Raw genomic sequence first — 12,997 nt, forward strand, 5'->3', positions numbered from 1 at the left:
AGGTCAGCGGTCCGTATCCGGGCCGGGGAGATCCGGAACCTCCGGGGCATTCGGCTTCGACAGCACCCGAACCTGACCGCCCGGCGCCCCGACCACTGCGTCGAGCAATGACCTCTTTGCCGCATCCAGAGCGAGCAGAGCGGCTCCGTTGGCCGAGGAGAACAGACTCGAGTCGCGGCTCAACCGCAGCTCCGGCACCACCGGGAGGACCCCGTCGAGCCGGGTACGGACGTCGTCGAGGACCTGATGGACCAGCGGCAGGACCCTACCGTCATAGATGACCACATCGGGATCGACGCTGCCTGCCACCGCGGCGGTGACCAGCGTCAGCCCGGCGATGAAGCGCTCACGGATCCGGTCGATCCGCTCGCTGCTGCTGTCCCCCGAGATGAGTTCGTTCCAGCCGGTCATCGCCAGCCCGATCCGATCCAGTTCCCGGGCGATCGCCGGCATGGTGAGCGCGGTGCTGACCGGTTCCCCGGAGCCACCGAACGGCAGTCCCCCGATCATCCCGGCGGCCTGGCGCTCACCGCGCATGATCACCCCACCCAGCGCGATCGCTGCGGTCACCCGCTGGGAGACCGAGATCAGGACCGCACAGTAGGGCCGCGGCTCGGGCATGGCATCCAGCTCGGCGACCAGCGCCGCCACCGACTCGTTCTCGAAAGTCACCGGGAACCCGAACCGCCGGGCCAGTTCGTCGGCGACCATGATCGGCTCCGGCTGGGGCCGGGCCCCGTCACGGACGTCGAACAGACCCGCCCGGCGCTCCGTCACCCGGCTGGGGAAGGAGAGGACGAGATGGCGGACCGGCAGATCCATCAGCCCGCTGCCGAGCATCTGAGGAACGACACTGCCGATCCACCGGACCTGGGCCTCCGCCTCGCCGGATTCCGGGGTCTCGCCCTCCCACGTCGTCAGGATCCGCCCGGCCATGTCCCGGCACACTGCGCGCGTCATCGCGGGGCCGAAATCGACGCCGATGACACAGCCGAGGGCGCGGGCGGGTAGCAGCCCCTGCGACCGACGCCCCGCGCCACGCCGCGCGACGACCGGGCCCTCCTCGAGCAAACCCTCGGCGAGCAGGTCCTTCACGGCACGAGAAACCGAGGGGATGCTCACCCCGGTGCGCATCGCGATCTCCCCGCGGGTCGCCGGTGGGGAGGTGAAGGCGGCCTTGACGACCAACGATCTCACGGTGTCACGAGTGGGCGCCCTGTCATCGGTGACGGTCGACGTCACCGCATCCTCGCGCACTCCCGAACTCACTGGAGCAGCCCTCCCCTCTGTCCTCGATCACGCTGTCCTTGATCACGGCGCCCTCAGGGGCCTCCCGGCGCGTACGACGCGACGAGGGACAGCGTCCTCAAGAAACTCTGATCGCGCAAGAATCACCGGTCCTCGCCATGGTAGCGACCTCCCAAGGCCTCGACCGGCTGTCCGCCGCCCAGTCGCTCTCCGATATGGCAAGCATCAGACAGATCCAGCAGGGTGTGGCGGAGGCAGCGGGAAGTCGGCCGATCGCCGCGAACCTCATTGAACGCGCTCCAGGCAACGGCGCGGTGAGAGTCATGCAACGTCCCCGCAACAGATTCTTTGCGTAATGAAAATAATTGCGTCAGAGGATGGTCCTGTTCGTACGACGTCCGTCCCCGGACGTCGCAGACCCCGTGATCGAGGAGATGCCGATGTCGACCTTTGACGAGAACAAGCGTTATCTGAGCCCCGCCCTGGCACGCAGTACCGACATTGTGGCCGCGAGCGGATCGGGCTCCTACCTCACCGGGACCGATGGCACGCGCTACATCGACTGGATCCAGGGGATCGCCGTGAACAGCCTCGGACACTGCCACCCCCGGGTGGTGGCAGCCGTGCAGCGCCAGACGGAGACACTGATGACGGCGGCGTTCAACGCGGTGGGCTACGAGGCGACCGGTGAACTCGCCCGACGGATCGCCGAACTCGCACCCGGCGAGCTCGGCTGCACCTTCTTCTCCAACGGCGGCGCGGAGGCCACCGACGGGGCACTCAAACTGGCCCGTGTCGCCACCAACCGGCCGGCGATCATCGCCTTCCGCGGGTCGTTCCACGGACGGACCTTCGGAGCGACGACGGTGACGGGGTCGAACGCCGCGTACCGCAAGTGGGTGGAGCCGCTGGTCGGCGGGGTGTACTTCACGCCCTATCCCTCCCCCGAGCAGTGCCCGGAAGGTCTCGACACCGAGGAACGGGGCCACTACGCCCTCACCGAGCTGCAGCGGCTGCTCGACTACATCGTGGCGCCGGAAACGGTTGCCGCGATTCTGATGGAGCCCGTGCAGGGCGAGGGCGGCTACCACGTACCGCCGACCAGCTTCGTGAAGGAACTGCGGAGAATCTGTGACCAGCACGGCATCCTGCTCATCTTCGACGAGATCCAGGCAGGGTACGGCCGGACCGGGAAGATGTTCGCCTCGGAGCACTTCGACGTGGTTCCCGACATCGTGACCCTCGGCAAGGCGATCGCCGGAGGCGTGCCGATGAGCGCCATCGTGTCGACGCCGGAGATCATGGCACGGTGGGCCACCGGCACACACGGAACCACCTTCGGTGGGAACCCGATCGCCGCCGTGGCGGCGCTGGCCGTGCTCGACGAGTATGCCGAGAGCGCCGTCCTGGAGAATTGTCGGGAACAGGGCAGCTACCTGCGCGCCGGTCTGGAACGCATCGCCGACCGGGTCAACATCGTCAGCGACGTCCGCGGCCTGGGACTGATGCTCGCCATCGAGCTCAATCACCTGGACGGCCGGCCCGGCGGCGATCTCGTCGCCACGCTCCAGGAGCGGTGCCGCCGAGCGGGACTGCTGCTGCTCAACTGCGGCGTACGCCACAACGGCATCCGCTTCGCCCCACCGCTCAATGTCACCCGCGATGTCCTCGACGACGGCCTGGCCATCCTCGAGGAGGCGCTGGTCGCCCTCGACACCGCCGAACTCGGGTCGATCCCCGATCACCCCACCGGCCCGGCGGAACCGGAGGCCCTCGCGTCCGAGCAGGTACACGGGTGAGGGCGGCAGTCTTTCACGGACCACACGACATCCGCGCCGAGCAGGTCGAGGACCCCCACCCGATCGAGCCGACCGACGCGATCGTCCGGGTGGTCGCCGCGGGGGTGTGCGGATCCGACCTGTGGACCTACCGGGGGCAGTCGTCGGCGACGCCCGGCGCACGGATCGGTCACGAGTTCGTCGGCGTGGTCGAGGAGGTCGGCACGCAGGTGCGAACGTTGCGGCCCGGAGCCTGGGTGATCGCGCCCTTCCGCTTCAGCGACGGCACCTGTGCGTACTGCCGGATGGGCATGGAGAGCTCGTGCCTGCACGGCGGCTTCTGGAGTCGCGAGGAGGTGACCGGCGGCCAGGGGGAGTACGTCCGGGTGCCGTACGCCGAAGGGACCCTCGTCGAGGCGCTGCCACGGGGCGAAGCGCCGGACACCCGACTCGTCCCGAGCTTGCTGGCCCTCTGCGACGTGATGGGCACCGGATACCACGCGGCGCGCCGGGCCGGGGTCGAGCCGGGCTCGCGAGTAGTGGTCGTCGGTGACGGCGCCGTCGGACAGTGCGCGGTGCTGTCCGCGTCGCTGCTGGGCGCGGAGCTCGTCATGGTCGTCGGGAGTCGGCACGAGCAGCGCCGCGAGCTGGTCGGACGGATGGGCGCGACGCACGCCGTGCCGGTCCGCGGCGACGAGGCAGTGGAGGCGGTCTGTGAGCAGACCGCCGGCCTCGGCGCGGACATCGTGCTGGAATGCGTAGGGACGCCCGACGCATTCGCCTCGGCGGTGGCGCTGACACGCGACGGTGGAACGATCGGCTACGTCGGTCTGCCGCACGGGGTGGAGCTGACCCTGGCTACTCTGTTCCCACGCAACATCGCCGTCACCGGGGGCGTCGCCCCGGTCCGTCACTACCTTCCCGGCCTGTTGCCGAAGGTCCTCGACGGAACGGTCGACCCGGGGGCGGTCTTCACCGATCGGCTCCCGCTCACCGACATCACCACCGCCTACGACCTGTTGGATCGACGCGCCACCGTCAAGCCACTGATCGACATGGCGGCGTAACGACATGGCGGCGTAACAGCACGCTGACCGGGTGGCGTAGCCTCGCCGAGGTGCCGACAGTGATCGAGGACTGGCCTGACGGCCCCGCCGTGGTGAAGCGGGCCGGCACCTCGGCCGCGGTAAACACCTGCGGCGAGGCCGCCGGCCTGCGCTGGTTGGCCGACGCCGAGGCGGCTGGCGGGGCGCGCATCCCGCGGGTCTACGCGGTCGACGAGCGACGGCTGGTGATCGAGCGGATCGCCACCGGCACACCGACCCGGGACTCTGCGCGTCGTTTCGGAGCGGCGCTGGCCCGCACTCATGCGGCCGGGGCCGAGTGGTTCGGCGCTCCCCCGCCCGGGTGGTCCGGACCGCTGGTGGTGGGGCGCAGCCGTACGCCCCTGGTGGCCCGCAACGAGGCGCCCGCGCGGTGGGGCGAGTTCTTCGCCCGCTACCGCCTCCGCAGTTATCTGCGGGTGCTGGTCGACCGTGGAGACTTCACCCGCACCGAGGCGGCGGTGCTCGAGCGGGTGGCCCACGGCGGGCATGCCGAGACCGACCTGGCCCTGCTCGCCCTGTTCGGACTCCCCCACCTCGACGATGTGCTCGCCGGCTACAACGCCGCCTCTCCCCTGGCGGACGGCTGGCGGCAGCGCGTCGGGCTCCACCAGTTGACGCCCCTGCTGCTGCACTGCGTCCTCTTCGGCGGTGGCTACCTCGGCGAGACCCTCACGATGGCCCGTACGTACGCCTGAGGGCAGGAGGGCGGTCAGCGACGCACCGGTGGCCCGCACCACGCGAGCACCGCCAGGTCAGGCCGCGATCACGACGGGCCGCGACCGGTCAGCGCCGGTTCAGCTCGTCGACCAGGGCGATGTACTGCCGGGGTGCCTCGTCGTGGAACCCGTGACCGGTCTCCACCTTGACGAAGCGCCCGTGGGGCAGCAGGTCCCGCGCCCGGGCGGCCTCCTCGTCGCCCATCGCCGCCATCAGGATGCCCTGCTCGTCGTACCGCACCGCGGTGTGGACCAGGGTGCTGGGCACGCTGATGCGGCTCAGGGTGTCGGCCTGGTCCCAGCCCTCGTCCCAGCTGCCGGTGTAGAACGCGTCACCGAAGCGCGGGTCGTAGCCGGCAGAGGCGCGGAAGGTCTCGTTCATCACCGGGGGCAGGGACCACCAGCGGATGCCCTCTCCCGGGTGGGCAGCATGGTAGCGGCGGCCCTGTCGCTTGAAGTTCTCCGCCGAATCGCCGAAGAATCCCCAGATCCGGGAGTGCTCGAGCGAGTACCCGACCCAGTCGGTCTCGCCGGCGGCGAGGAAGGTGTGGGTCATCGTCGCCAGGTCCACGTAGTTCCACGTCGTCCGGGCCCGCGGCATCGTGGTGGTGAAGAACGGCGGGTCCTCCAGGAGCACGGCACGTACGGTGTCCTGGGCGTTGGCCCCGAGCCATGCCGCCAGATGTCCGCCCGAGGAATGACCCGCGACGATCGCCGGCTCGCGGACGACCTCGGTGAGGAAGGTGTGCAGGTCGCGGCCCAGCGCGGCGGCAGAGTACTTCTCCGGGACGCGGGCCGACGACCCGTGTCCGTAGCAGTCGACCGCGAAGACGTGGTAGCGCCGGGACAGCTCGGGCAACACCCTCCGGTAGTTCTTCCAGTCGACCTCCTGGCCGTGGATGAGGAGCAGCGCCGGCCCGTTGTCGGGCCCCTCGGCGTAGTGGATGACCGAGCCGTCGACGGTGGTCTGCTTCTCGGTGTAGCCGGCTCCGGCGACAGCAGCCATCCCCCGCTCGAGGTAGGTGGCGTTGCGGTAACACCAGCCTCCGGCGCCGATCGCACCGGCCGCCAGGCCGCCGCCCACCACGAGGCCGATGATCGTGAGCACCCTGCGCATGCGTCTGCCTTCCCGATGACTCCAGCTGCTGCCGTGCCGACGCCACGGTACCGCCGGGCGGTGGCATGTCCGGGAAAGGTGAGCTGCGGCTTCGGCCAGGTCCTGGCCGGTTCGTCGGAGGTTGGCCGGTCGGCCGGCGTGAGTTCGACCGAGGTGAGCTCAGTCGACCGGGGTGAGCACCGGCTTGACGCCCGGTTCGCCCGCCGTGGCGGCGGACAGCGCCGACGGGTAGTCCCGGAGCGGGAACAGCCGTGGTCGCGGAGCGGTCAGCTCCCCGAGGCTCCCCCGGCGGAGAAGATCGCCGAGGATCTGCCGGTATCGAGCGCGGTGGGCCGACGCGCTGACCGGCACGGACACGATCCACTCGCTCGGGCGGGCGAACCGGTGCAGGCCCGCGAGGAGAGCACCCCTCGCGGCGGCCGAGCGTTGTCGGCCCGGGACTCCGCCGAACGCGATCCGTACGATCCGCCCGTCGCGGCGGACGGCGCGACGGATGGACCGGCCACCGGCGTGGTCGATCACTCCCGTGACGCCGCCCCCGGACTCGGCGATCACCCGGTCGATCCAGGTCGGGTCGCGATAGTCGATCACCGTCGCCCCGAGGAGCTCGGCCAACGCGCCCGAGCGGGCCGAGGCGGTGCCGTACACGGTGCGGCCGGCCGCGCGGGCGAGTTGCACTGCCCAGGCGCCGACGGCTCCGCCGGCCCCCTGGACGAGGACAGTGCCGTCGCCCTGAGGCAGCGCGTCGAGGGCGAGCGTCGCGGTGACCGCGTCCAGGGGCAGCGTTGCGGCGGTCGCGCTGTCGAGCCCGTCGGGGACCGGCACCAGCAGCGAGGGATGGACCGCGACGAGGGTGGCATGGGCACCCATCCGCGGCAGGATGCCGGCGACCCGTTGGCCGACGACCAGCCCGGTGTCGGCGTGGTCCGGGAGGCACTGGATGGTGCCGACGACGTCGTAGCCGGGGATGAACCCCGGGAGGGGGTGCAGCAGATAGTCCCCGCGCACCGCCATCGCATCGGTGATGCCGACCGAGGCGTGCGTGATCCGGACGAGCGCGCGGCCGGCGAGCCGACGCCGCGGCGTCACCTCCCTGCGCGGAGCCGGAACGACGCCGAACCGATCGACGCGAAGGACGTAACGATCCGACTCATCTGGATAACATGTCATGAAATACACCCTACCCGAACAAGGTGACATGTCACACGATTCGTCCGAGGCGTCCGTCCTGGCGTTCTCCTTCGAGGTCCGCAGCCTGGTGACCGAGCTGAACGGTGCGCTGACGACCCTCTTCCGCCCCTTGGGTCTGACCTGCGTGCAGGCCGAGGCGCTGATGGCACTGGGCCAGCTCGGCCCGGTCACCCTGAAACGGCTCGGCGATCACCTCGTCGCCGAGTCCGGGCACCCGAGTCGGCTGGTCTCGAAGCTCGTCGCCGACGGACTGGTCGCCCGGCGGGCCTCCGAGAGCGACGGCCGTGCGGTCGTCCTGGAACTGACCAGCCGCGGTCGGGACCTGGCCGCCCGAGCGCGGGAGGCACGCGCGCCGCTGCTGATCGAGTTCTCGGCTCGGTTCGGGGGCCGGCTCGACCAGGCCATCGGGGTGCTCCGCGACGTACGGAGCGCCCTCACCGGGGCCGCCCCCGGCCCGGCAGACGATTCCGCACGATGAGTGCAGTGCATCGGCCGTCGTGGTTCAGCCGCGCACCTCGTGACCGAGGCCGACGAGGAACCTGGTGATCGCCTCCTCGGGAGTGGGCACCGCGCCGAACACCTGGCCCTGCCGGGTGGAGTCGGCGACGTACCGGCCGCTGCTGAACCAGTCGGTCATGGCTCGCATGTCCGCGGTCATCGTCCAGCTCGGACCGCCCCGATCGCCCGCAGATCGCGGCAGGTCCGCCGGCGTGCTCACCTCGATCCGCCGGCCGAGGAGCCGGGAGGCGATCTCGGCGACCTCGGCCGCGGAGACCGGGCGGGTCCAGCCGATGTCGATCCGCTCGCCGTCGACACCGGGCGCGTCGACCGCCTCGGCCAGGTACCGGGCCAGGTCCGCGGTGAGGACGAAGGTCATCACCGCGTCGGGCAATCCCGTCGGGATCAGCCGGCCGGTGGCGAAGGGATCGGCTCCGTAGCGGGTGAAGTTGTCGAGGAACGCGCCGGGACGCAGCGCCACGAACGGCACCCCGACGGCTTCGAGGTGGTCCTCGGCCAGCTTCTTGTGCCAGAAGTGCGGGACCTCGGGGGTCTGGTCGCAGGTGAGGATGCTGGTCAGGACGAACCGCCGGACGCCCGCACGGGCGGCCGCAGTCCCCAGGTTCGCCTGGCCGACGGTGTCGACCTCATCGGCGTTCGGCAGCCGGCGGGTGTACCCGGCAGCGGTCGTGACCACGGCGTCCGCGCCGGTCATCGCGGTCTCCAACGACGCCGGGTCGAGCAGATCGCCTCGCGCGACCTCGACACCCTTGGCCTTGAGCCGGCCGGCGGCGGTCCCGGGGCGGACGAGCGCCCGTACGGGCCTGTTCCGCGCCAGCAGTTCGTCGACCACCTGGCCACCGACGTAGCCGGTGGCCCCGACCACAAGGACGGGCTGGCTCTCACTCATGATGAGCTCCTCTCCGGCGGTACCGGCGCTGAGGTGACGGGCGTGACGTGTCGGCCACCTCTCCACCATTGTGCGCCCGGTCACAGCACGGCTCGGAGACAGCACGGCTCGGCGATAGTCTGCGTGGGTGGCTGTGAAGGTCTCCGGAGACGATCTCGGAGTGGGACCGGCGGTGGACCGGCTCGGCCTCAGTCTCACCGAGGCGGTCGACCTGGCCGGCGCCGAGATCGGCGACGTGCTGACCGGACGCCGGCTCACCATCGCGGAACTCGGCACAGAGGTGGCCAACCGGATCGCCCGCAGGCTGCCGTCGCAGCAGCGCGACATCTGGGAACACGAAGGCCCCTACGCCGCCGGCCAGCCGCTCGGCGAGGCCGTCGTGCACTTCTGCGTGCGGATCCTCACCCTGCAGCGAGTGGTCTGCTTCGCGCCACGCGACGGAAACACGGCGCCCTTCGTCCTGGTCGACGAGTGGCTGGAGGAGCCGATCCCGGACATCGATCCGGAGGCCGCACGCGCCGAGCTGCTGCGCCGCTACCTGCACTCCTACGGGCCGTCCACGCGCGCCGACTTCGCCGGATGGCTGGGAGTCCGCGCCGGCGATGCCGGCCCGTGGTGGAGCCCGGTCGAGGACGAGATGACTCAGGTCGAGTACGGTCGCAGGACCTGGGTCCTCACGGAGGATCTCGACGCCTTGCGATCGTTGCGATCGGCGCCGACACCGAAGGGGGTGCGGCTGCTCCCACCCAGCGATCCGTACACCCAGTTGCGTGACCGCGAAACGATCGTCGACAGGCAGCACCACCGGGACGTGTGGAAGACCGTCGGCGCCCCGGGCACGGTTCTCACCGACGGCCGGATCACCGGCATCTGGCGTCCCCGCAAGAGTGGCCGGAAGTTGACCATCACCGTCACGACCTTCGGTCCCCTGCCGGCTCGGACCGAGAAGTCGCTGCAGGCCGAGGCCGAGCAGGTCGCCACGTTGCACGGCGCCTCGTCGGTGGAGATCGCGTACGCCACCTGCTGACAAGCCCGCGGGTCGGCAACGGTCACCAGGCGGCGCGCCATCGCTGCGCCACCGGCCGAGCCCGGTCGGACGATGGTTTTCCTCGTCGCGAGGTGGTCAAGTGCGCCCCTTGGACACAGATCTCGAGCCAGTTCATCGACCTTGCTCATGCGAAGAAATCCTCATCGATCTCGCGCTCAGCTTGGTGATGTCGATGGCATCGTGAGTGTCACGATCCGAGGGACAGATGAAGAATCCTTTCTCCTCCACCATGGAGGTGCACCCCAGCCCCGTCTGTCGACCGGAAATGCGCTCGTAATCGCAGCCGATATCGCCGGCATCCTGATCGCCTGCGTTGATATAGGCAGTGAGGTTCTCGGAAATTAACCAGTAGAACAGCATGCCCAGCACGTAGGATTTGAAGTCCCAACCGTCCACGCTACCGCGCAGGTCGTTCACGACCCGCGAGCTCGTCCTGTGGAGCTCGGCATCTCGACCGACCGTCTCTCGCTCAACCCTTCCCCTGGCGGTATGATTCGCTCATACCGGAGGAGGTTGGCATGGCGGTACGCAAGGTTGCAGTGACACTGCCCGAGGAGCTCTACCAGCTGGTGGAGCGAGCGCGGGCGGTCGAGCACCGGTCCCGCTCCGAGGTCATCCAGGATGCCCTGCGTACTCACTTCGGCGAAACGGTCTACGTCCCGTCCGACGAGGAACGGATCCGTCTCGTCGAAGCGCTCGAGTCAGCCGATCGACACCCAGACTCCATACGCGACTGGGCCGATGTCCGCAGCGAGCTGTGGCCGACGACGTAAGCGTCGTGCTCGGCAGGCACGCAGTCGATGACCTACGCCAGGCACGCGACCACTACGCAGAGATCGACTCCGCGCTTAGCGAGGCTTTCGCAGAAGCGTTCAACGCCGTCGTCGAGCGGATCCAGGTCTTCCCACACGGCGCACCTCCTGTTGATGGGTTCCCTGGGCTACGGCGGGCGCGGATGAGGACCTTTCCGTTCGGCGTGTTCTACCGGAATACGAACGACACCATGGTCCTCGTTGTCCGGGTCTTGCACAGCTCCCGCAACGCACGGAGTCACCTACGCTGACAAGGTTCGTTGTGGTCTGGGCACTGATTCCCGGCCCCAACCCTGCGGTTCGGACCTCCGCCGGTCGTTACACCCGCGTAAATCGGGTCGGGACGTTCAGGCGTAGAGCAGCGGGGAGAGGGGGCGTCTTCGGCTTCAGGGCGTCGAAAATCGGCTTTTTTGTAACAGGAATACGTTTCGCCCACCTTGCTAAGCCATCGATCTCGGCTTCGTGAGATCCGTGAAGAGCAAGGCGTGACGCAGAGGGAACTCGTCGAGCGGATGGACATCACCCAGCCCATCATCTCTGCACTGGAGCCCGGCGACCTCGGCCGCTCGGGCTTGGCCACTTTGAAGTCCTACGTCGAAGCCCTCGGCGGAACCGTGGAAGTCACCGCCATCTATTGTGGAGCATAGGGGATTCGAACCCCTGACCTCTTCCATGCCATGGAAGCGCGCTACCAACTGCGCCAATGCCCCGGATGCCTCCCGTACGGAAGACCTCCGGCCGGCCGGAACAGATCCGGACGGACAGAGAGTGGAGCATAGGGGATTCGAACCCCTGACCTCTTCCATGCCATGGAAGCGCGCTACCAACTGCGCCAATGCCCCGTGCGGGCGCCGGTCCTGCGCGGACCGACCAGAGAACCTTAGCGCGAATCGCCCACCGCGCCAAATCGCCGATCCGGGGCCATCTGCGGCCGGTGGACCCGCACTCGGGGCTCGCTCCGGGGTTCAGACGTGCACGTTGTACTGCCGGATCCGCCACACTCCGTCGCGGCCGGTGTCCAGCACGATCCAGGCGCAGTTGCGTACGCCACCGAAGAGTCGGGTGTCGACGTAGGACCCGCCGACGAAGAAGATCGAGCCGATCCGCGCGGCCATCCCGTGGGTGACCACGACGACGGTCTCGCCGTCCTCGGCCTCCTCGACGATGTCGTTGAGCGCACCGGCGATCCGCTCGCCCAGCTCGGTGGAGGTCTCCCCGGTCGCCGAGCGGCGGACGTCCTCCCCGTTGCGCATTCGCTCACCGACGCCGGGATCCTCCTCGACGACCTCGAGGATCGTACGGCCCGCCCAGTCGCCCACGTTGATCTCGCGCAGTCGCTCGTCGAGGGTGACCGGCAGGTCGGTGACGTCCGCGAGCGCCTGGGCGGTCCCGCGGGCCCGGGACAGGTCGGAGGAGATGATCGAGGTCGGTCCCCACTCGGCCAGGAACGGCGCCGCCGTCCGGGCCTGCTGCTCCCCCACCGCGTTGAGCGGGATGTCGTGGTGGCCCTGGAACCGGCCGGTGAGGTTCCAGTCGGTCTCACCGTGGCGCCAGATGATCAACCGCGACGCGGTCACCGCTGTTCCTCGACGCCGAGCGCGATCCGGGGGCAGTCGCCCCACAGCCGCTCCAGCGCGTAGAGGGTCCGCTCGTCGGGCTGCATCACGTGGACCACGAGGTCGAGGAAGTCGAGCAGCACCCAGCGTTGCTCCCGGTCCCCCTCGATCCGGGTGCGTTTCACGTCCTCGCGGTGCAGCGCCTCCTCGATCGCGTCGACCACGGCGCCGACCTGCCGGTCGTTCGCGGCGGTGGCGACGAGGAAGACGTCGGTGATCGCCAGCTGCTCGGAGACATCGAACGCCACCAGGTTGGTGGCGAGCTTGTCGGCGGCGGCCTGCGCGGCGACCTGGGCGAGATGGACGGAACGCTCGGTGGCGGTCAAAGAATCACAGCTCCTGGTAGAGGCCACGTTTGTTGATGTAGTTGACGATGCCGTCCGGGACGAGGTACCAGATCGGCAGCCCGTCCCGCACCCGTTGGCGGCAGTCGGTCGACGAGATCGCCAGCGCGGGCACGTCGAGCAGGGTGATCCGATCGGCCGGCAGATGCTCCACCGACGGCGGCGCGAGCGCGGTGCCCGGGCGGCTGACGCCGATGAAGTGGGCCAGGTCGAACAGCTCGTCGGCCCCGCGCCAGGTGAGGATCTGGGCCAGCGCGTCGGCGCCGGTGATGAAGAAGAAGTCGACGTCGTCACCCCGTTCGGCCCGCAGGTCCTTCAGCGTGTCGACGGTGTACGTGTCGCCCTGCCGCTCGATATCGACCCGGCTCACCGTGAAGCGCGGGTTGGACGAGGTGGCGATCGCCGACATGATGTAGCGGTCCTCGCCGGAGGACACCTTGCGGTCCTTCTTCTGCCAGGGCGTGCCCGTCGGGACGAAGACGACCTCGTCCAGCGCGAACCGGGCGGCGACCTCACTGGCCGCGACGAGGTGGCCGTGGTGGATGGGGTCGAAGGTGCCGCCCATCACGCCCAGGCGGTACCGCCGTCCGTACATGACGTCACGGCGGCGCGC

General features: G+C 69.5%; 16 protein-coding genes and 2 tRNA genes. 8 read left to right on the plus strand and 10 right to left on the minus strand.

The genetic code is table 11. The annotated features are described in order from the left end of the window. Positions 1 to 3: 3 nt before the first annotated feature. Positions 4 to 1,197, minus strand: a complete 1,194-nt coding sequence (locus R0145_RS11125) for a MarR family transcriptional regulator (protein WP_317836913.1) — start codon at positions 1,195 to 1,197, stop codon at positions 4 to 6. A 491-nt stretch (positions 1,198 to 1,688) separates the two neighbouring features. Between R0145_RS11125 and R0145_RS11130 the strand changes: the two genes are divergently transcribed. The 3 genes from R0145_RS11130 to R0145_RS11140 are packed head-to-tail and all read left to right on the plus strand — an operon-like array spanning position 1,689 to position 4,827. Next, on the plus strand, positions 1,689 to 3,047 hold the full coding sequence (locus R0145_RS11130) for an aspartate aminotransferase family protein (RefSeq protein WP_317836914.1): 1,359 nt from the start codon (positions 1,689 to 1,691) through the stop codon (positions 3,045 to 3,047). After that, positions 3,044 to 4,093, plus strand: coding sequence for a zinc-binding dehydrogenase (locus tag R0145_RS11135; protein WP_317836915.1), 1,050 nt, complete (start codon positions 3,044 to 3,046; stop codon positions 4,091 to 4,093). The genes R0145_RS11130 and R0145_RS11135 overlap by 4 nt, the downstream gene beginning before the upstream one ends. Before the next feature lie 50 nt (positions 4,094 to 4,143). Further along, a complete protein-coding gene (locus R0145_RS11140; RefSeq protein WP_317836916.1) occupies positions 4,144 to 4,827 on the plus strand; it encodes a fructosamine kinase family protein in 684 nt (227 codons plus the stop codon). An 88-nt stretch (positions 4,828 to 4,915) separates the two neighbouring features. Here R0145_RS11140 and R0145_RS11145 read toward each other — a convergent pair whose 3' ends face one another. Beyond that, on the minus strand, positions 4,916 to 5,965 hold the full coding sequence (locus tag R0145_RS11145) for an alpha/beta hydrolase (RefSeq protein WP_317836917.1): 1,050 nt from the start codon (positions 5,963 to 5,965) through the stop codon (positions 4,916 to 4,918). Positions 5,966 to 6,124: 159 nt separating this feature from the next. Beyond that, positions 6,125 to 7,054, minus strand: coding sequence for a zinc-binding dehydrogenase (locus R0145_RS11150; RefSeq protein ID WP_317836918.1), 930 nt, complete (start codon positions 7,052 to 7,054; stop codon positions 6,125 to 6,127). 109 nt (positions 7,055 to 7,163) lie between these two features. Between R0145_RS11150 and R0145_RS11155 the strand changes: the two genes are divergently transcribed. Beyond that, a complete protein-coding gene (locus R0145_RS11155) occupies positions 7,164 to 7,634 on the plus strand; it encodes a MarR family winged helix-turn-helix transcriptional regulator (protein ID WP_317836919.1) in 471 nt (156 codons plus the stop codon). 24 nt (positions 7,635 to 7,658) lie between these two features. Here the strand turns inward: R0145_RS11155 and R0145_RS11160 are convergent, their stop codons facing one another. Further along, positions 7,659 to 8,564, minus strand: coding sequence for an SDR family oxidoreductase (locus R0145_RS11160; RefSeq protein WP_317836920.1), 906 nt, complete (start codon positions 8,562 to 8,564; stop codon positions 7,659 to 7,661). 127 nt (positions 8,565 to 8,691) lie between these two features. Here R0145_RS11160 and R0145_RS11165 point away from each other — a divergent pair, with 127 nt between their 5' ends. Next, positions 8,692 to 9,591 (plus strand): winged helix DNA-binding domain-containing protein, encoded by a 900-nt coding sequence (locus tag R0145_RS11165; RefSeq protein ID WP_317836921.1) that lies wholly within the window; start codon positions 8,692 to 8,694, stop codon positions 9,589 to 9,591. 132 nt (positions 9,592 to 9,723) lie between these two features. On the opposite strand, the gene R0145_RS11170 is transcribed toward R0145_RS11165, so the two are convergent. Then, positions 9,724 to 10,029 (minus strand): type I restriction-modification system subunit M N-terminal domain-containing protein, encoded by a 306-nt coding sequence (locus tag R0145_RS11170; protein WP_317836922.1) that lies wholly within the window; start codon positions 10,027 to 10,029, stop codon positions 9,724 to 9,726. A gap of 101 nt (positions 10,030 to 10,130) precedes the next feature. Here R0145_RS11170 and R0145_RS11175 point away from each other — a divergent pair, with 101 nt between their 5' ends. From R0145_RS11175 to R0145_RS11185, 3 genes are all read left to right on the plus strand, one after another. Next, positions 10,131 to 10,385, plus strand: coding sequence for a ribbon-helix-helix protein, CopG family (locus R0145_RS11175; RefSeq protein ID WP_317836923.1), 255 nt, complete (start codon positions 10,131 to 10,133; stop codon positions 10,383 to 10,385). Continuing rightward, complete coding sequence (locus R0145_RS11180; protein WP_317836924.1) at positions 10,370 to 10,675, plus strand: type II toxin-antitoxin system RelE/ParE family toxin; 306 nt, start codon at positions 10,370 to 10,372, stop codon at positions 10,673 to 10,675. The genes R0145_RS11175 and R0145_RS11180 overlap by 16 nt, the downstream gene beginning before the upstream one ends. Positions 10,676 to 10,861: 186 nt before the next feature. After that, the gene (locus R0145_RS11185) at positions 10,862 to 11,071 is read left to right on the plus strand and encodes an XRE family transcriptional regulator (RefSeq protein WP_317836925.1); all 210 of its coding nucleotides are present in this window, start codon (positions 10,862 to 10,864) and stop codon (positions 11,069 to 11,071) included. Here the strand turns inward: R0145_RS11185 and R0145_RS11190 are convergent. The 5 genes from R0145_RS11190 to nadD all read right to left on the minus strand — a co-directional run bounded on the left by R0145_RS11190 (position 11,062) and on the right by nadD (position 12,979). Next, positions 11,062 to 11,134 (minus strand) — tRNA-Ala (locus R0145_RS11190). The genes R0145_RS11185 and R0145_RS11190 overlap by 10 nt on opposite strands. Before the next feature lie 59 nt (positions 11,135 to 11,193). Continuing rightward, positions 11,194 to 11,266: transfer RNA gene (locus tag R0145_RS11195), tRNA-Ala, on the minus strand. Positions 11,267 to 11,389: 123 nt separating this feature from the next. Further along, positions 11,390 to 12,001 carry a histidine phosphatase family protein gene (locus R0145_RS11200; protein ID WP_317836926.1) on the minus strand — a complete coding sequence of 204 codons (612 nt, stop codon included), beginning with the start codon at positions 11,999 to 12,001 and terminating at the stop codon, positions 11,390 to 11,392. Then, positions 11,998 to 12,366: a ribosome silencing factor gene (rsfS, locus tag R0145_RS11205; RefSeq protein WP_317836927.1), complete on the minus strand. Its 369-nt coding sequence runs from the start codon at positions 12,364 to 12,366 to the stop codon at positions 11,998 to 12,000. Before rsfS ends, R0145_RS11200 begins: the two co-directional genes overlap by 4 nt. A gap of 4 nt (positions 12,367 to 12,370) precedes the next feature. Further along, on the minus strand, positions 12,371 to 12,979 hold the full coding sequence (nadD, locus tag R0145_RS11210; protein ID WP_411742112.1) for a nicotinate-nucleotide adenylyltransferase: 609 nt from the start codon (positions 12,977 to 12,979) through the stop codon (positions 12,371 to 12,373). Between the last annotated feature and the right edge of the window lie 18 nt (positions 12,980 to 12,997).

The sequence above is a fragment of the Raineyella sp. W15-4 genome, from assembly GCF_033170155.1.
In the GTDB taxonomy this organism is placed as follows: Bacteria; Actinomycetota; Actinomycetes; order Propionibacteriales; family Propionibacteriaceae; genus Raineyella.